Below are 19,238 nucleotides of genomic sequence, written 5' to 3' on the forward strand. Positions count from 1 at the left end.
AAATATCTAGAATTGTTGATTGGGTCTGAAATAGAACAACAAAGGGTAGCACAGTTGGTTAGAGTCCCGATGCATCGGGATTAATCATGGGGTCGCTGGTTCGAGCCCAGCCCGGGGAGCTGAAAAGAATAGGGATTCAGAGCTTTACGCTTTGAGTCCCTTTTTATTTGCGTAGGAAAATAGTCTGTTTTGAACCATATTCTTTTACTTTATTCTAACAAGGTCAGATAGCTTTATGCTTAAAGCATTTGAAATTTTTAAGAGTGTTTTGATCGTAGGATTTGTATTGCCGTTTTCTAATCTGCCAATACTTGATTCTTCAAAACCGCAGGAGGCAGCCAAATCAAGTTGAGTTAAGCCTTTTCTTAGCCTATGCTTTTTGATGTTTGCGCCAATCTGCTTTAATTCTTGCATTACACATCAAAAGTGGGGCATCTCAAATAATATTAGCCCAACATTTATGTAGAGTCCGTTTTTTTAGTAGTTTAGATTTTAGGAATGATTTTATTTTATTAACTAAACGAAAAGTCGATGAGAAAATTTATTTTTTTATTAATTGTATTGGTATGTAACAGTTTGTTTGCACAAGATTCGATATACAAAGCAAGGCAAGAGCAGTTGATTAAAGAGGTAAAAGAGATGAAAATGGATATGGAAAGTTTACATATTACTATTAATACATCAGGTGAATATTTACAAAAGACCCGAAAGCAATTTTTTATTGGTTTAGCAATGTCAGCAGGATCTATACTGTCCTTTTCTGTGGGGGCTGTTTCACAAGAGAATTCTTTTTATTTTATTGGAGGTGCAATGTCCCTTGCAAGTTTTGGGCTGTTTACAGCCTCTTATTTAAATATTGGAAAGGCAGGTGATAATTTAGTATTAGAAGATGAATTGAGTGAATAGAGTTTATTGGTTAACAACATAATTTACACCGTTGCATACCGCTACAACTATTTAATAGCTGCCAAATAAAGACTATTTACGTACTCCCAATTTATTGCTCCGCTTATCTCAGATAGGTATTTTATTCTGTTGTTTTGGTGTTTTAAATAGTAAGCATGTTCCCATACATCTATTGCTAATATTGGCGTTCCTTTAAGTTGTTGTTCTGCAATATTCATTAGAGGGTTGTCTTGGTTTGGTAGTGAGCCAATTTCAATTTCCCTTTTACTATTTACAATTACCCAAACCCATCCGGAGCCAAAATGATTTATTCCCGTTTTTTTTACAAGTGTTGAAAATTTACTGATATGACCAAATTGTTTCGTTATGGCTTCTGCAAACTCGCCTATTGGTTCTGTGTAATCTGTTGTTTTTAATAGTTTCCAAAAAAAAGAGTGGTTGTAGTGTCCTCCGGCATTGTTTCGTATGGTGGTATTATAAAGCGAAATGTTTTTACATAAATCCTCTATACTTCCAATTTGCTTGTGATTTTCAATTAATGCTTTATTTAGATTAGATACATAAGCTGCATGGTGCTTACTATGGTGTATTTCCATCGTTTGCGCATCTATAAGTGGGTCGAGTGCATCATAACCGTATCCTAATTCCGGTAGTGTAAACAAAGTAGGCTCTTTAGGCCCCTTAGCCCAAACTGTAGAGTCTGCAAGTGTTACGGCCCCTGCAGCAAGTATAGATTTTTTTAAAAATAATCTTCGTTTCATGCGTAGTTTTTTGGTTTTGATTTTTAATTTTTACGCAAATGATACTAAAACTTGGTTCTTTTCAACTGCATTTCCTTTTTTGACTTCAATAGATTTTATAGTGGCATCTGCAGGCGACTTTAAAATATTTTCCATTTTCATGGCTTCTAGCACTAATAGGGAGTCTCCTTTTTTTATCGAGTCACCATCTTTAACTAAAATATCTATTACCAATCCCGGCATTGGAGCTTTTAGCTCGTTTATTTTACTGTTGGAGGCAGTATCCATCCCTAAGCTCTCTAGTAGCAAATCGTACTTGTCTTTCAGCTTAAGTTCGTATTTTATACCATTTATTTTTAACACAACTTCTTTTGTCAATTTATCAATGGCGATAAGTTCTACGTTGTAGGATTTATTGTCAGATAAAACATGATAATGGTTGCCGGCTGTTTTAATGCAATCCAAAATTATTTTTTTCGAATTAGCCGTTATTTCATATCCATTTTGTTTGTTTTGCTCAACATCAACAATTTTATTTTCGATAGAAACTTTATACATGTTGTTTAAATTTATGACTTAAATTTATGAAATATACTTGTTATAATACCTTAAACGTTATTCACTGTTTTTAGTTTGGTGGTTATCAATACTCAGGGTGTTTGAAAAGTTCAATATTTTGCCGTCCTTTAGATTGCGCTACTGCATTAAAACACAATAGCACAACAGCTTTAATATAATAAGTGCATGAGAAAAATTTCATTTTTGTTTCTGTTCTCTTTTTTGTTTCTGTTTTCTTGTAAAACGAAGAAAAGCATAAATAAAGATGTTGTTAGTAATCCTATTTTGCTCGACACAGTATCGGTTACAGATAAAGCAGAACAAGAATATCGTGCGAGTAATACAAGACACTACGATATTATTCATACCAAATTAGACGTTGGTTTTGATTGGGAAAAGGCGCAATTAAAAGGAAAAGCGTGGATTAAGATTCGACCGTATTTTTATCCAATTAACAAACTCGAGTTGGATGCTCAAGGTTTTGAGATAAAAGAAGTGTGTTTGTACAATAATCTCAATCCTGCCAAAATCCCCGTAAAATATACCTATTCGGACAATATATTAGCCGTTTCATTAGATAAAAATTACCAGCGAACAGATTCTTTTTGGGTATATGTTGACTACGTAGCAAAACCGGAAGATTTGCCTAAAAAGGGAAGTGCTGTAATCAATGATTCCAAAGGACTTTATTTTATTAATTACGATGGTAAAGATGAAAATAAACCCAAGCAAATTTGGACACAAGGTGAAACAGAATCCAATTCTGCTTGGTTTCCAACATTTGACCATCCAAACGAAAAAATGACTCATGAAATTTCGATAACTGTAGAAAAAAAATACGTTACACTATCGAATGGGATTTTGGTTACGCAACGAGAAAATGCAGATGGTACCCGTACTGATTATTGGAAAATGGATTTGCCGCATTCGCCCTATTTGGTAATGATGGCAATAGGAGAATATGCCATTGTAAAGGATACTTGGCGCTCGAAGGAAGTTTCTTACTATGTTGAAAAGGAATACGAACCCTACGCCAGAGATGTGTTTGGGCATACTCCTGAAATGATGGAATTTTTTTCTACTAAGCTTGGTGTAGATTATCCTTGGAGCAAGTATGCTCAAATAGCAGTAAGAGATTATGTTTCAGGAGCTATGGAAAATACTACTGCAACAATTTTTGGCGATAAGTTTGTTCAGAAAACTGATAGGGAATTATTAGATGATGAACAATTTGCCGAAGATGTTATTGCACACGAGTTGTTCCATCATTGGTTTGGAGATTTAGTTACAGCAGAGTCCTGGTCTAATTTGCCCCTAAATGAATCGTTTGCAACCTATGGAGAATATTTATGGCGTGAATATAAGTATGGAAGAGATAACGCAGATTACCATGCTAAACAAGATTTGAATAAATATATTTTCGAGTCATCTTACAAAAAGGTTGATATGGCTCGTTTTTACTACGATGACAAAGAAGATATGTTTGATGCGCATTCGTACGAAAAAGGTGGGCGAATATTGCATATGCTTAGAAAGTATGTTGGAGATGAAGCTTTTTTTGAAGCACTAAAAATGTATTTAACAGAATATAAATTTCAAAACACCGAGATTCATCAACTGCGATTGGTTTTTGAAAAAGTTACCGGAGAAGATTTGAACTGGTTTTTTAATCAGTGGTTTTATGCAAAAGGTCATCCAAGTTTGTCTATAGAAACAATTTATGATGATGTGCAGCGAAAAACAAAAGTTGATATAGAACAAACGCAAGACATTACTAAATACCCATTGTATAGGTTGCCTATCAAAATTGATTTTTATTTTAAAGATAGTGTGGTCCGAAAAGAAATTGTGGTAACAAAACAAAAAGAAACCTTTGATTTTACATTTATACACCAACCTCGTCTAGTGAATGTAGATGCCGACAAATCATTATTAGCATTAAAGAAAGAAGATAAATCTATTGAAGAGTGGCGTTACCAATACTACAATGCCCCTTTGTTTATTGATAGACAGGAGGCCTTAGTAAAATTAACGATGTCGAAAATTTATTTAGCCAACCCTTTGGTAAACGAAACGCTTAAAGAAGCATTGACAGACAAAAGCCCTGTGTTAAGAGAGTACACGATAGATTCTTTTGACAGTACTCTTACCAGGTTACTTAGAGTTGACTTATTTACTATAGCCGCCACAGATAAAAGTTCTTTTGTACGAACTGCCGTATTAACTAAGTTGAATAAGTATGATTACAACGCTGAAGTTTTAGACCTTGCTAAGAAGCAAATGTTAGATTCGTCTTATTTGGTGGCTGCAACAGCTATCAAAATAGTTTCTAAAAATGAACCCAAGTTGGCAATTGAAGAAGCAAGAAAGAATAGTACTCTTACAAAAGGAGCTGTGCCCAGTGTGCTGGCAGAAGTTTTTGCAGAATTAGGTGAGGAGAGGGATTATCCTTTTTTTCAAAACCAATTTAAATATAATTCGAAGAATAAGTTAGGTTTTCTCGCCAGTTTTCAACAGTTTTTAATTAGATGTTCTAATGACAAGATTGCAGAGGGTGTTGAGTTGGTTAAGCGTGAAGTTAAAGTGGAATCGTCCAAGTATTTAAAATTTATGTTAAAACGCTTTTATACAGCCATTGCAGAGGAATATGCTAAAAGGGAAGTAACGCTTAAAGCAGAAGTTGAAAAACTGAAATCAACCGAGTCGGCTACCTTAATTGAAAAAGAATACCAATTACAAAAACTGATAGCTAGTAAAGAGAAGGTGGATATACTTATGAATGAACTTAAGTAAAATTAATAAACAACCGAAACCTTTTCAACGTTTCCATTCATAGGAGGTACGATTTTAGTAACCTTTACTTTTACTTGGTGTATTTCTGCAAAAGTATTTTTTATAGATAAGTTTATTCTTCTGGCAACATGCTCAATTAACTTAGACCGTATTGCCATTTCTTTTTTCACGATATCGTAGACAGTAACATAATCAATTGTTTTGGCCAAATCATCAGTAATGGCAGACTCTTCAAAATCAACATTTATATATACATCAACAATATAATGCCCGCCAATTTTAGCTTCTTCGGCTAAGCATCCATGATACGCATAAATTTTTATACCTTCAATTTCAATTGAATTCATAGTAAAGATTTGTATAAATATATAAATTCGTTGTTTGATTTGCAGTATGGAAGGATTTAGCAAAAGACATAATTTAGAACCGGATGATTATTATTTATCCGAAGAAGGATTTGTTGTATTTACAGAAAAATATTTGTCTAAACGAGGGTATTGTTGTAAAAGCGGCTGCAAGCATTGTCCTTATGGGTACAATAAAAGAACAGGATTGTTTGATAAGAAGATAAAACCTGAAGATAAGAAGTAAGAATAGAGACGCAAGAATAAAGAAATAAGAAATTAGATTATGAATAGTTTTAAAAAAATAATACTAGAAGGTATTCCATCAACACTTCCTAAGTTAAAACCATTGGATTCCTTACTAAATCATGCCCCCAAACGAAAAGATATTTTAACGACAGAGGAAAAGAAATTAGCATTGAAAAATGCGTTGCGTTATTTCGATAAAAAACATCACGCGGTTTTAGCAAAGGAATTTGCTCATGAGTTGAAAACGTATGGTAGAATATACATGTATCGCTTAAAACCCGATTACAAAATGTATGCTCGACCAATAAATGAATATCCTTATAAAAGCAAACAAGCTGCCGCAATTATGCACATGTTGAGCAATAATTTAGATCATGCAGTTGCACAACACCCAGATGAGTTGATTACCTATGGTGGCAATGGAGCGGTATTTCAGAATTGGGCTCAATATAGATTAACAATGAAATATTTGGCCGAGATGACAGATGAACAAACATTGGTCATGTATTCAGGGCATCCTCTTGGTTTGTTTCCTTCGCACAAAGATGCGCCAAGAGTAGTAGTTACAAACGGAATGATGATTCCAAATTATTCCAAGCCGGATGATTGGGAAAAATTTAATGCACTCGGGGTAACTCAATACGGACAAATGACAGCGGGTTCATTCATGTACATTGGTCCGCAGGGCATTGTACACGGCACTGCTATTACGTTATTAAACGCTGCTCGTATATATAAAAAGGGAGCTTTGTCTCCTAAAAGAAAAGCCGGAGAAGGACTTTTATTTGTTACATCCGGCTTGGGAGGCATGAGTGGAGCGCAGCCGAAAGCGGCTGTTATTGCAGGGGCAATTTGTGTGGTTGCTGAAATTAATCCCAAAGCAGTTCAAACAAGACATTCACAAGGGTGGGTAGATGAAGTGTTTTCTGACTTAGATAAAATAATTATTCGAATAAAAAATGCTCAGCGAGCAAAAGAAGCGGTGTCTATTGCCTACCAAGGGAATGTAGTTGATTTATGGGAAAAACTAGTTAAAGAAAATATTAAAGTAGATTTAGGTTCTGACCAATCTTCCCTGCACAATCCCTTTGCAGGTGGCTATTATCCGGTGGGCATTTCTTTAGAAGATGCTCAGAAAATGATGGCAAAAGATCCTCAAAAATTCAAACAAGAAGTTCATAAGACACTAATAAGGCATGTAACTGCAATAAACAAACTTGTTGCGAAAGGAATGTACTTTTTTGATTACGGTAATGCTTTTATGCTAGAGGCTAGTAGAGCAGGATCCGATATTTTAAAACCCAACGGAGATTTTAAGTATCCATCTTATGTGCAAGATATAATGGGGCCAATGTGTTTTGATTATGGTTTTGGCCCGTTCCGGTGGGTATGTACATCTGCTAATCCGAAAGACTTAGAGATGACGGATAAGATTGCAACTAAGGTGTTGGAAGATATTTATAAAAAAGCACCAAAGGAAATAAAGCAACAATTGGCTGATAATATTTTATGGATAAAAGAAGCGCAAAAAAATAAATTGGTTGTTGGCTCGCAAGCCCGCATATTATATGCCGATGCCGAAGGTCGAACCAAAATTGCAAAAGCGTTTAATGACGCTATTAGAAATAAAAAAATAAAATCGCCTATCGTTCTAGGTCGCGACCATCACGATGTTTCGGGCACCGACTCTCCGTATCGTGAAACATCTAATATTTACGATGGCTCTCGCTTTACGTCTGATATGGCTGTTCAGAATTTTGTAGGCGATGCATTTAGGGGCGCTACTTGGGTTTCGTTGCACAACGGTGGTGGTGTAGGTTGGGGTGAGGTAATAAACGGAGGCTTTGGAATGGTATTGGATGGTAGCAAAGATTGCGAACGAAGATTGAAAAGCATGTTGTTTTGGGATGTGAATAACGGCATTGCACGCAGAAGCTGGGCTCGCAACAAAGAAGCGGTGTTTGCTATAAAACGTGCTATGCAAGCCGAAAAGAGATTGAAAGTTACGCTGCCTAATTTTGTGGAGGATGCGATAATTAATAATGTGAACTTTATTTGAAAATGGAATCAAACTCCGAACGCTTATTCTACTCCATTGGCGAAGTAGCCGATATGTTTAATGTAAATGCATCTCTGATTCGCTTTTGGGAAAAGGAGTTTGATTGTTTAACTCCAAGAAAGAACAAAAAAGGAGACCGTTTGTTTACTACCGATGATATTGAGCAAATTAGGTTGATTTATTATTTAGTTAAAACAAAGGGGTATACATTACAAGGCGCCAAGGAGCATCTTAAAAATGATAGAGCGTCTGTACTAGCAAAATCACATGCAATAGAAACCTTAATACGCGCAAAAGAAATTTTACTTCAAATTAAAGAAAATTTAAAATAGGAAACTCTGGAAAATAAAAATGTTTCCTTAGTTTTGCCTCTGATTTATATAAATTATGAAAAAAATATTTTTTACTCTTTTTGTTTTAGTTGCATCAGTTTTTTATTCTGTATCACAAGAAAAATATACCATTAGTGGTTATGTAAAAGATGCAACAAATGGAGAAACTATTATAGGAGCCAATGTATATATTGATGGCACTACCACAGGTACAACTTCTAATGTGTACGGTTTTTATTCCTTAAGTCTGCCCAAAGGAAATTACTCGATTGCGTATTCATTTGTTAGTTACAAGAAAATAATTAAACCTATTGAGCTCAATGCTAATATTACCATAAGTGTTGAGATGGAAACTGACGATAAAACACTTACAGAGGTTGTTATTTCATCGGAGCGTGAAGATAAGAATGTGAAATCCCAAGAGATGAGTGTTAACAAATTGGATATAAAAACGATTCAAAAAATTCCTGCATTGCTTGGAGAAGTGGATGTAATTAGAAGTATTCAGCTTTTGCCGGGGATTACCACAGTTGGGGAGGGTGCTACCGGCTTCAATGTGCGTGGTGGAAATATCGATCAAAATCTAGTGTTGTTGGACGAGGCTCCTGTATTTAACTCTTCTCACTTATTTGGATTTTTCTCCGTATTTAATCCTGATGCAGTTAAAGACATTAAACTTGTAAAAGGTGGAATTCCTTCTCAGTATGGTGGACGATTGTCTTCATTACTTGATATTCGAATGAAAGAAGGAAACAGCAAAAAGCTGGAATTGAATGGAGGAATTGGTAGCATTTTTAGCCGTTTTTCATTAGAAACCCCAATAATAAAAGATAAGATGTCTTTTATTATTGCTGCTAGACGGTCTTACATTGATGTGCTTGCCAAACCCTTTTTGCCAGATGAGTTAAAAGGTTCGAAATTTAGTTTTTATGATTTAACTGCAAAAATAAATTATAGAATAAATGAGAAAAATAACGTCTTTTTAAGTGGTTATTTAGGACGAGATGTTTTTGGAGGGCCTAGCTTTGGATTTAATTGGGGAAATACTACTGCTACAGCTCGTTGGAACCATTTGTTCAATGAAAAACTTTTTATGAATGCTACTGCATTTTATAGTAATTATGATTATGTACTTAAGTTTTCTGACGATGAGAATGACCAAGGATTTGATTGGAACGCAAAGATTATAAACAATAGCATAAAACCCGATTTTACATATTACATAAACCCATTGAATACACTACGTTTCGGAGCGCAAGCAATTTTGTATAAGTTTCAACCGGGTAATGCCGTTGTTACTAGTGGAGATATAAAAAACAACATAAGTATTCCTAATCAACACGCATTAGAAAATGCGCTTTATATAAGCAACGAGCAAAAGGTAAATGAGAAATTGAGTTTTGAATATGGGTTGCGTTATTCTTGGTTTACGTTTATGGGCGAAGGGAATGCGTATACATACAGAGATACTACTTCCGGAATACGAAAACTACTAGCTTCTGAAAAAAAATACGATAGTTTCGAACCAATAAAAACATATGGAAATTTAGAGCCTCGTGCTTCTGTAAAGTATGAATTGAATGATGTAAGTTCTGTAAAAGCTTCTTATAATAGAATGGCGCAGTATTTGCATCTAGTTTCCAATACTGCAGCTGCAAGTCCTTTGGATATCTGGACTCCAAGCACGAATAATATAAAGCCCCAATTGGCAGATCAAGTAGCTGTTGGGTATTTTAGAAATTTAAAAGACAATATGTTTGAAACCTCCGTTGAGGTGTTTTACAAGGCAATGCAGAATCAATTAGATTATGTTCCTAATGCCAATTTGTTGTTGAATAACTATTTAGAGGCAGATTTAATACAAGGCATTGGTCGTGCTTATGGTGCTGAATTTTTTGTAAAAAAGTCTAAAGGTAAATGGAACGGTTGGGTAAGTTATACACTATCTCGCACTGAACGAAAGGTTGAAGGCATCAGTAAGAACGAGTGGTTTTTAAATAGGTTCGATAGAACTCACGTGATAAATACTGTACTTACATACGACATGAATAAACGATGGAGCTTTGCTGCAAACTTTACTTTTCAGTCCGGAACTCCGGGTACTTTTCCTACGAGCAGGTTGGAAATGCAAGGATATATTATACCTCATAATACAACTGAACTCCGCAATAATTTCAGGATTCCGGCTTACCATCGTTTAGATTTTTCTGCTACCTATCAAAGCAAAAAAAATGATACTCGCAGATGGCAAGGCAATTGGGTATTCGGGGCGTATAACATTTATAACCGTCAAAACCCGTATAGTATTTATTTTAGAACGAATAAAGACAATTCAACAAAAACCGAAGCGGTTCGTATAGCCATAATAGGCTCTATAATACCTTCCGTTACTTATAATTTTAAATTTTAAATAGAATAAAGTTATGTTCAATTTTAAGAAACTACATATTGTAAAATATACACTAACCCTACTTTTTGCTAGTGTTATCTTAACAGGATGTGAAAAGGTTGTAGATGTTGATTTAGAGGAAGGCGAAAAATTGTTGGTGGTTGATGCCTGGCTTACCAATCAAGACAAGCCACAGGTAGTTAGGCTAACTGAATCTGCCCCTTATTTTTCTAATGTGCCTGCACCTGTAATTTCAAGTGCACAAGTAAAAGTAAAAGACCTTACCAATTTAAAAGAGTATGTTTTTTCGTATGCCGGAGATGGTAACTATGTGTTTACTCCAAGTGTATTGGATACTTTTGGAATTGTAAACCATTCTTACCAATTAGTAGTTGATTACGATGGTGATAGTTATGTTGCTAATTCTTTTTTAAATAGAACAACCCTTGTTGATACTATAGAATATGAGTTTCGGGAAGAGTCAATTGGCGTAAAGGAAGGGTATTTTGCATTTTTTGTTGGACAAGATTCTATAGGTAAACAAGATTTTTATTGGGTTAGAACTTATCGCAACAACTCATTTTTAAATAAGCCCGGGCAAATTAATGTTTGTGTAGATGGCTCTTTTGGAAGTGAAGGGAACAATGGTTCTGATGGAATATATTTTATACCTCCAATTGCACAAGGTATTAATGATTCTGATGATCCCTATCAACTTGGGGATAGCTTGCGCGTAGAGATACATTCACTTACCGCTGGCAGTTATTTTTACATTACACAAATGCAAGGTCAGTTAACAAATGGTGGATTATTTGCTATAACTCCGGAAAATCTAACCACCAATATTGTAAAGAAAACAAGTGCAACTTCGTTAAAGGCTGTTGGTTGGTTTAATATGGCTGCTGTGCATAGCAAAGGAGTTAGAATACAATAAAAAAATCTGTACTTATCTCTTTTCCAGTTTTTTTATAGCAGTTTTGTAATTGCAGAACTCAAATTTGTTTTGTTGGCAGTATTCTATTACCCAAGTGTACCAAGCAAACCAAGTGTAAAAGGATTTTTCGTCAAAATACCTGTCGTGAAATAAAATATTCAAATAATCTAATTTTAAATCAACGGCTTTCTGAACGTTTATTTTTGTTTGTTCAATTGCTTGTTCTAGTGTTCTTGTTTGTCTACGTTTGTTACCTAATAGAATATGTCCGTCCATAATTTGTAGCGGAAACTCCCACATATTGCCAATCTGATAGGGATTTTTAAATGCCAATTCTGTACAATCAAATTTATAGCCAGCCTTGTTCAATAAATTTAATGTAGAAGAATCATTCCGTAAATAATGCATTCGAATGCCAAACGAATCAAGGGCAGTAGCTTTCTTAAAGAGAGTAAATTCGTTTTCTATCGCAGATAAATTGTCAAATGCTATTCCATGTACGCCAACTTCTACCTGTTGGTTCGCAATGTAATTTGCCCAATAAAAAGCTAGTTCATTTTTGTACGATAGCCCTTTTCCGTTTGCCATTCCAACAAAAAAGGAAGTGTCTATATTTTTTGATTTATTGTATGCAATTAGCTCCGGAATGCGATGCCACTTGTTTTTTAGCAAGTCGGTAATTCGAAAATAAAATTCTGTCAATGATATTTTTCCGGTAAATAAGTCGAGTTTCGCCCTAATAATAAATTTCGGGACTATTAAGTCTTTTGTTAAGTGCTCCGAAACACTTATGTGATCAACATCGTGTGAGATAATAATATTCATTAAAAGCTAGTACGTTTAATAAATTTTAAACCTAGTTCCAATAGTAGGCTTGCTTTGTTAATAGTGTTGTATGGTTTTAATTCGCCTCCAAATCCTCTAAAAAAAGATTCTACCTCAGTAATCATGGAGCCTTCAAAGTCGAATATTTTTTTCTCTAATTTTTTACTGTGCTGGATAGCAGCATGAATTAACGATGTGCCCGCACTTCCTTGTTTGCTGTCGGCATCATATCCCCCTAAAAGATAATATGCATTGGCGCTATCGGTTAAACAAAAGCAAATTGCAACAATAGTTTCTTCTTTATAGGCCGCAAATGCAAACGAATTTTCGTTGGTAGCAAATTGTAACAGTATTTTATCTAGAATTTCGGAAGGTAAATTTTCTTTTTTTCGCTCAAACGTTTTTGCAACAAGTTTTTTTACAATACTATAATCTGTAATCTGTTTTACTACAATACCCTCTTTTTCTGATTTTTTCAGTTCATTTCTTTTTTCAGTCGAATAGCTGGAAATTATGGACTCTTCTGAGTTTTTCAAATTTATATGGTAGGTGTAGTTGGGCACAACTTTGTATTTACTCCAAAAAAAAGGTTGAGAGTCAATAAAATTTTCCGGCAACGAAAAGGTGTAAATGGAAGCGTGTAGATTGCTTATAAAGTCGCATATGGTACGAATGCAATTTTTTTCAAAAGTTAATCTGCTAGCTTGATTGGAGCTTTTGTTTTTTATAAACAAACCAATATGCGGAATAAATGGAGGATTTTTAATATGTGAGAATCCTGATGTTGTTGATTTATATAAATGAAATCCGCCAATTAATTGTCCATCATTTTGGTGAATTCCATAAATGGTCAGGTTGCTGCCATACACAGCTAATAATGTTCTGTTATTAAACACACTGCCAAGTTCAGCACTTAGCGAATCATATTTTTCAAAATAAGTAGTATTTAAAATTTCAATTTTCATTATCGTGTTACAAATATACTTATTGCTCGTATTCTTTTTTTAATTCATCCCCACTTAATATTGATAAGTAGGTGCTATATCTAAAAAGAGCAATCTCTCCTTGCTCTATTGCCTTTGTTACAGCACATCCGGGCTCATTTACATGTAAGCAAGAATTAAATTTGCAATTATTTGAAGTTCTAAAAATTTCAGGAAAATAGTGTGATAGCTGATTTTTTTCGAGGTCGACAACTCCAAACTCTTTTATTCCAGGAGTGTCTATTAAAAATGTGTTATGGTCTAGTATAAACATTTCTGCAAACGTAGTAGTATGCATGCCTTTGTCGTGAGCTTCTGATAGATTGCCTGTTTTTAGATGTAATGAAGTGTCTAAACAATTTATTAAACTCGATTTGCCAACCCCAGAGTGTCCTGCAATTAGGTTTGTTTTTCCTTTCATCACATCTTTTAGTTCTGCAATGCCATGCATGTTTGTTGTAGATGTAAAGTAGCACTTGTATCCAATTTTTTCATAGATGTTTTTGAGTGTTTGTAATTCACTCATGCCTGCTTCATCGTACAAATCTATTTTATTGAAAATTATATTTGCAGGAATAGCATAGGCTTCGGCAGTAAGTAAGAATCTGTCAATAAATCCGGTTGATGTACGAGGCATAGCCAATGTTGCCATTACAAATGCTTGGTCAATATTAGCCGCTATTATATGCGTTTGTTTTGATAGATTGGTTGATTTACGAATAATGTAATTTTTTCTTTCGTGAATTGTGTCTATAATAGCAACATCTAAATCAGGTTCTTTTTTTATTTCTACAGAATCGCCTACGGCAATAGGATTGGTCGCTTTCATGCCTTCTATTCTGAATTTACCTTTTAATCTACACTCTATTTTTGCACCATTTTCTGTTAAAACGGTGTACCAACTGCCGGTCGATTTAATTACAATTCCTCGCATTTACTCAAAGAGTATTATAGTTTTTTTGTGTAAATTAATGTATTCCAAACAAAGTAGAAACAAATACTAAGTTTTAATTTTCTTTAATACGCAATAATGTCTGTAGAAGCTAAGAATATTACCAAATTGTACGGAGCACAAAAAGCTCTAGATAATGTGTCGTTTACCATAAAAGAGGGTGAGATTGTTGGTTTTCTTGGTCCTAATGGTGCAGGTAAATCTACTATGATGAAAATTTTAACAGGATTTATTCCTCCTAGTAGCGGCTCTGCAAGTGTTTATGGGTTTGATGTAGAGAAAGATAGTTTAAATGTTAGAGCAAACATTGGGTATTTGCCTGAGCACAATCCGCTGTACTACGATATGTATGTAAAGGAATACTTAGATTTTGTTTCCGGGTTACACAAATTAAAGAATAGAAAAGAGCGTATAGCCGATATCATAAACCTTACAGGGTTGTCGTTAGAACAAAATAAAAAAATTGGTTCTTTATCTAAAGGATATAAGCAACGCGTGGGATTAGCGCAGGCATTAATTCACAATCCCAAGGTTTTGATTCTTGACGAGCCTACTACCGGCTTAGATCCTAACCAGCTAGCAGAAATACGGAAATTGATAATTGAGATTGGGAAAACCAAAACAATAATGCTATCTACTCATATAATGCAAGAGGTAGAAGCAATGTGCCATCGAGTAATTATAATCAACAAAGGAAACATTGTTGCTGATAAACCAACGCAAGACATTCAACAAGGGGTGGATAGTAAAATTATTGTTACCGTTGAATTTGATAAAGCAGTAGAGAAGACTAAGTTGCTTTCTATTAAAGGTGTGCAGCGCGTAGAAGCAAAGTCGTCAACCATTTGGGTGTTGGAGTCGGCTGATAGTATTGATATTAGACCCTTATTGTTTCAGTTTGCGGTTCAGAATGAATTAACTGTGTTAACTATTACAAAGGAAGAGCAACGGTTGGAGGATGTGTTTAAGCAGTTAACTAAATAGTAAAAATTAAATGGAGTATTCGATTAATGATATTGCTAAAATTTTATTGCCGGACAGCTCTCTACGTTTTTCGGATGTTAAGATTAGCGCTATTCTTATTGATAGCAGGCAACTTATAAACCCTGCCGAGACACTTTTTTTTGCTATTGAAGGAGATCGGAACGATGGTCATACATTTATTCCATCTCTTATTGATTTAGGCGTTCGGAATTTTGTTGTAAGGAAAGTGCCCGACAATTATTCGGGAGTAGCCTGTAATTTTATTTGTGTACAAAATACATTAACCGCACTGCAAAAGTTAGCCGGTACACATAGAGCTAAGTTTAACTTTCCGCTTATTGGTATTACCGGAAGCAATGGCAAGACTATTGTGAAAGAATGGATTTACCAGCTCTTGAAGGAGGACAAACATATTGTGCGAAGCCCTAAGAGTTACAATTCGCAGGTAGGGGTGCCTCTATCTTTATGGCAAATAACAGAAGAACATGAGCTGGGGATTTTTGAAGCCGGAATTTCGAAGCCAAATGAGATGAAAAACTTAGAGGCTATCGTAAAACCTTCTATTGGTATATTTACCAATATTGGTCAAGCACATGCCGAGAATTTCGATTCGTTGGAACAAAAGATAGAAGAAAAAATACTTTTGTTTGAAAATGCTGAAATCCTTATCTACTGCAGAGATTATGCTGCTATTCACGAAGCAATTGTGAAAAATGAACATTTTTCAAATGCCAATATTTTTTCATGGTCAAAAAAAAGTAAGGCTAATTTGCAAATAGGTCGAATTTCTAAAAAGCTTCATGAGACAGATATTCAAGGGATATACAATAATAATTTTATTTCTATAACAATTCCTTTTATTGATGATGCCTCTATCGAAAATGCTATTCATTGCTGGGCATTGTTATTGTATTTGAAATATGATAACGCACTTATTGCAAATCGTATAAAGCATTTAGCGCCAGTAGCAATGCGATTAGAGTTAAAGGAGGGAATTAATGATTGCTCGATTATAAATGATAGTTATAATTCTGATATAGGTTCTTTGGCAATTGCGCTTGACTTTTTGAATCAACAAAAGCAGTATGCAAAAAGAACAGTTGTTTTGTCGGATATCCTACAAACTGGAAAGAGTGAAAGTGCCTTGTATAAAGAGGTTGCCGATTTAATACACCAAAAGGGAGTTACCCGTATTATTGGTATTGGGCCCTCCATAAGTAAGCAGTTTGATGTATTTAAAATAGAAAAATATTTTTTTCAAACTACTCAAGAATTTATTCAAAAGTTTCCGTTAAATACCTTTTATAAAGAGACTATTCTTTTGAAAGGGGCTCGTGCATTTGGTTTCGAACAAATAAGTAAAATGTTGCAACAGAAGGCACATGAAACTGTTTTAGAAATTAATTTGAATGCGCTTATTCATAATTTAAATTTTTACAAAAGTAAAATTCAAAAAGGCACAAAATTAATGGCAATGGTAAAGGCTTCCTCTTACGGAAGCGGTAGCTTTGAAATTGCAAACACACTCCAACACAATGGTGTTGATTATTTGGCGGTAGCGTATGCAGACGAGGGGATAGAATTAAGAAAAGCAGGAATCACATTGCCTTTAATGGTTATGAATCCTGAGGAGCAGAGTTACAATGCAATGATAGAGTATAAATTAGAGCCTGAGATATTTAGCTTTAGAGTACTTAATTTGTTCGAAGATGCAATTAAGAAATATCATTTTGAAACCGGAGGTTCTACCTCTCAACACCCTGTGCATATTAAGCTGGATACGGGAATGCATCGATTAGGTTTTGAGGAGAAAGAGTTGAATGAACTAATAGTGCGATTGAAAAACAATAAGAGCTTAGTTGTTAAAAGTGTTTTTTCTCATTTGGCAGCCAGCGATGATAGTCGTTTTGATGATTTTACCAGAATGCAAATAAAGAAACTTCAAGAGTTAGCGGCTCAAATCGAAAAACATTTTTCGTACAGTTTTGATAAACATATTTTGAACTCTTCTGGTATATCAAGATTTCCGGATGCACAATTTAATATGGTGCGTTTGGGTATTGGTTTGTATGGCATTCCTCAAACTGATGAGGAAAAGAAATTTTTGACAAACGTTAGTTCTCTTAAAACAACAATATCGCAAATAAAAACAATAGCAAAAGGAGATAGCGTGGGTTATGGAAGAAGTTTTATTGCTGAAAAAGAAATGAAAACAGCCACTATTCCAATTGGTTATGCAGATGGATTGAGCCGAAAACTTAGCAATGGAGTAGGGCGGGTTTATATAAATCATAAACCTGCACCTATTGTGGGTAGGGTTTGTATGGATATGACAATGGTTGATGTTACTGATATTGCTGCTAACGAGGGCGATGAGGTAATTATATTTGATGGGAAAAATTCTATTCTTGAATTGGCTCAGCAAATGGACACAATTCCTTATGAGGTGCTTACGAGTATATCTGCACGTGTAAAGCGGATTTATTTCCAAGAATAATCTACTCTGCTTATAAACGTTGTTTTCTTTAGGGTTTTAGTATCTTTATGTAAATAACAGTGTTGTGAAATAGCTATTAGCAAAACGCATAAACAGTTGCGAAGATAAAATGGCGATGCTGAATGACAATAAAAATACATAGATATGAAAAGAGGAAAGCCTGCTCGACCAAATTTTAGCAGAGATAAAAAAGATTTTAAAAAATCAGATAGAAGTAGTTCTAGATTTTCTAAAAACGATGGAGCAGCATCAAAGAGAAAATTTGAGCGAGGCGATAAACGAACATCAGATTTTAAAAGAGACGATAAGCGCTCTTCTCGCTTTGATAGAAAAGAAAGTAGTGACAGAGGAACACGATTCAAGAGGGAGGAAAGAAAGGATTCATATTCTGATAAGAAGCCAAGGTTCAAATCGAACGATGAAAGGCCGTCTCGCTTTGACAGAAAGGAAAGTAGCGACAGAGGAACACGATTCAATAGAGAGGATAGAAAAGATTCGTATTCCGATAGGAAGCCAAGATTCAAATCGGATGATGAAAGACCGACTCGCATTGACAGGAAAGAAAGTAGCGACAGAAAGCCTAGATTTAATAAGGAAGACGACAGAAGCACCGGTTTTGATAAAAGATCAAGATTTAAATCGGATGAAGAGCGCCCTTCTAGATACGACAACGACCGAAAATCAGCATCTTCGAGAGGTTTTAAAGACGATAGAAAAAAAAGGAAAGATTCGAAAGAGCCTGTGAAATTTAAAAAAGAAGGGGCAGGTAATTTTGATATTTTCAAAAAGAAAAAGTTTGTTAAGCCCAAGCGAGACAAAGAGTTTGAGTCGAGAGGTAAATCTAGGTTTAGAGATGAAAAGCAAGATTATCGAGAAAGAGGTTCTCGTGACTTTGATTCTAGAGAAAGAGATTTTAATGCTCCTTTAGCAGTTGGATTAACAAGACTTAACAAATACATTGCCAATAGTGGGATTTGCTCTCGTAGAGAGGCGGATAGCTTAATTACTTCCGGTGTTATTACGATTAACGGTAAAACAATAACCGAGCTTGGCTATAAAGTTAATCATGGAGATGTGGTAAGAATGAATGGAGAGCCCATTAAGCCAGAGAGAATGGCGTATGTCTTGTTAAACAAGCCAAAAGATTATATCACCACATTAGATGATCCGGAAGGAAGAAGAACCGTATTGCAGTTGCTTGGTAATATTTGCTCTCAAAGGGTTTATCCTGTGGGCAGATTAGATAGAAATACCACCGGCTTGTTGCTTCTTACCAATGATGGAGAGCTTACGCAACAACTTACGCACCCTAAATTTGGAGCTCGTAAAATATATCAAGTGTCATTAGACAAGAATTTAAGACAAGAAGATTTTGATAAAATTGTAGAAGGCTTTGAGTTAGAAGATGGACCTATAAAGGTTGATAGCATAACTTATGTGCAAGATGCAGGTAGCAAGAAAGAAATTGGTATTGAAATACACTCCGGAAGAAATAGAATTGTGCGAAGAATATTTGAGCATTTAGGATACGATGTTGTGAAATTAGACAGAGTATTTTTTGCAGGATTAACAAAGAAAGATCTTCCAAAAGGTCGCTGCAGGTTGCTTTCCGATAAAGAGATTTCTTTTTTGAAAATGACGCCCAAAGCAAAGGATTTACGTGTAGTAAAATAAATACTGTAATTGCTCGTTT

At 34.9% G+C, this 19,238-nt stretch carries 17 protein-coding genes; 10 read left to right on the top strand and 7 right to left on the bottom strand.

The window, feature by feature from the left end; all coding sequences use genetic code 11:
• Positions 1–204: 204 nt before the first annotated feature.
• Positions 205–414, bottom strand: coding sequence for a helix-turn-helix transcriptional regulator (locus tag J0M08_02015; GenBank protein ID MBN8701810.1), 210 nt, complete (start codon positions 412–414; stop codon positions 205–207).
• A 117-nt stretch (positions 415–531) separates the two neighbouring features.
• Here J0M08_02015 and J0M08_02020 point away from each other — a divergent pair, with 117 nt between their 5' ends.
• Complete coding sequence (locus J0M08_02020; protein MBN8701811.1) at positions 532–906, top strand: hypothetical protein; 375 nt, start codon at positions 532–534, stop codon at positions 904–906.
• Between the two features lie 47 nt (positions 907–953).
• Here the strand turns inward: J0M08_02020 and J0M08_02025 are convergent, their stop codons facing one another.
• Both J0M08_02025 and J0M08_02030 read right to left on the bottom strand, forming a co-directional pair.
• A complete protein-coding gene (locus tag J0M08_02025) occupies positions 954–1,667 on the bottom strand; it encodes a superoxide dismutase (GenBank protein ID MBN8701812.1) in 714 nt (237 codons plus the stop codon).
• A 30-nt stretch (positions 1,668–1,697) separates the two neighbouring features.
• Positions 1,698–2,204: an acetyl-CoA carboxylase biotin carboxyl carrier protein subunit gene (locus J0M08_02030; GenBank protein ID MBN8701813.1), complete on the bottom strand. Its 507-nt coding sequence runs from the start codon at positions 2,202–2,204 to the stop codon at positions 1,698–1,700.
• Positions 2,205–2,390: 186 nt separating this feature from the next.
• Between J0M08_02030 and J0M08_02035 the strand changes: the two genes are divergently transcribed.
• Complete coding sequence (locus J0M08_02035; GenBank protein ID MBN8701814.1) at positions 2,391–4,997, top strand: M1 family metallopeptidase; 2,607 nt, start codon at positions 2,391–2,393, stop codon at positions 4,995–4,997.
• 2 nt (positions 4,998–4,999) lie between these two features.
• Here J0M08_02035 and folB read toward each other — a convergent pair whose 3' ends face one another.
• Positions 5,000–5,344 carry a dihydroneopterin aldolase gene (gene folB / locus J0M08_02040; protein MBN8701815.1) on the bottom strand — a complete coding sequence of 115 codons (345 nt, stop codon included), beginning with the start codon at positions 5,342–5,344 and terminating at the stop codon, positions 5,000–5,002.
• Positions 5,345–5,390: 46 nt separating this feature from the next.
• Between folB and J0M08_02045 the strand changes: the two genes are divergently transcribed.
• The 5 genes from J0M08_02045 to J0M08_02065 are packed head-to-tail and all read left to right on the top strand — an operon-like array spanning position 5,391 to position 11,304.
• Positions 5,391–5,588 carry a hypothetical protein gene (locus J0M08_02045; protein MBN8701816.1) on the top strand — a complete coding sequence of 66 codons (198 nt, stop codon included), beginning with the start codon at positions 5,391–5,393 and terminating at the stop codon, positions 5,586–5,588.
• Positions 5,589–5,627: 39 nt separating this feature from the next.
• Positions 5,628–7,649, top strand: a complete 2,022-nt coding sequence (locus J0M08_02050) for a urocanate hydratase (GenBank protein ID MBN8701817.1) — start codon at positions 5,628–5,630, stop codon at positions 7,647–7,649.
• 2 nt (positions 7,650–7,651) lie between these two features.
• Positions 7,652–7,981 (top strand): MerR family transcriptional regulator, encoded by a 330-nt coding sequence (locus tag J0M08_02055; GenBank protein ID MBN8701818.1) that lies wholly within the window; start codon positions 7,652–7,654, stop codon positions 7,979–7,981.
• Positions 7,982–8,036: 55 nt separating this feature from the next.
• Entirely contained in the window at positions 8,037–10,391 is a 2,355-nt protein-coding gene (locus J0M08_02060) for a TonB-dependent receptor (GenBank protein MBN8701819.1), read from the top strand.
• Between the two features lie 13 nt (positions 10,392–10,404).
• Positions 10,405–11,304, top strand: a complete 900-nt coding sequence (locus tag J0M08_02065; GenBank protein ID MBN8701820.1) for a DUF4249 domain-containing protein — start codon at positions 10,405–10,407, stop codon at positions 11,302–11,304.
• A 12-nt stretch (positions 11,305–11,316) separates the two neighbouring features.
• Here the strand turns inward: J0M08_02065 and J0M08_02070 are convergent, their stop codons facing one another.
• The 3 genes from J0M08_02070 to rsgA are packed head-to-tail and all read right to left on the bottom strand — an operon-like array spanning position 11,317 to position 14,046.
• A complete protein-coding gene (locus J0M08_02070; protein MBN8701821.1) occupies positions 11,317–12,129 on the bottom strand; it encodes a hypothetical protein in 813 nt (270 codons plus the stop codon).
• Positions 12,129–13,094: a GNAT family N-acetyltransferase gene (locus J0M08_02075; GenBank protein MBN8701822.1), complete on the bottom strand. Its 966-nt coding sequence runs from the start codon at positions 13,092–13,094 to the stop codon at positions 12,129–12,131. Before J0M08_02075 ends, J0M08_02070 begins: the two co-directional genes overlap by 1 nt.
• Positions 13,095–13,113: 19 nt before the next feature.
• Positions 13,114–14,046, bottom strand: a complete 933-nt coding sequence (rsgA, locus tag J0M08_02080; protein ID MBN8701823.1) for a ribosome small subunit-dependent GTPase A — start codon at positions 14,044–14,046, stop codon at positions 13,114–13,116.
• A 96-nt stretch (positions 14,047–14,142) separates the two neighbouring features.
• On the opposite strand from rsgA, the gene gldA reads away from it, so the two are divergent.
• The 3 genes from gldA (at position 14,143) to J0M08_02095 (ending at position 19,219) form a co-directional block, all read left to right on the top strand.
• Positions 14,143–15,048, top strand: a complete 906-nt coding sequence (gene gldA / locus J0M08_02085) for a gliding motility-associated ABC transporter ATP-binding subunit GldA (GenBank protein ID MBN8701824.1) — start codon at positions 14,143–14,145, stop codon at positions 15,046–15,048.
• Between the two features lie 10 nt (positions 15,049–15,058).
• Entirely contained in the window at positions 15,059–17,545 is a 2,487-nt protein-coding gene (locus tag J0M08_02090) for a bifunctional UDP-N-acetylmuramoyl-tripeptide:D-alanyl-D-alanine ligase/alanine racemase (GenBank protein MBN8701825.1), read from the top strand.
• Between the two features lie 144 nt (positions 17,546–17,689).
• The gene (locus tag J0M08_02095) at positions 17,690–19,219 is read left to right on the top strand and encodes a pseudouridine synthase (protein ID MBN8701826.1); all 1,530 of its coding nucleotides are present in this window, start codon (positions 17,690–17,692) and stop codon (positions 19,217–19,219) included.
• The last annotated feature ends 19 nt before the right edge of the window (positions 19,220–19,238 follow it).

The sequence above is a fragment of the Bacteroidota bacterium genome (assembly GCA_017303975.1).
Lineage (GTDB): Bacteria > Bacteroidota > Bacteroidia > JAFLBG01 > JAFLBG01 > JAFLBG01.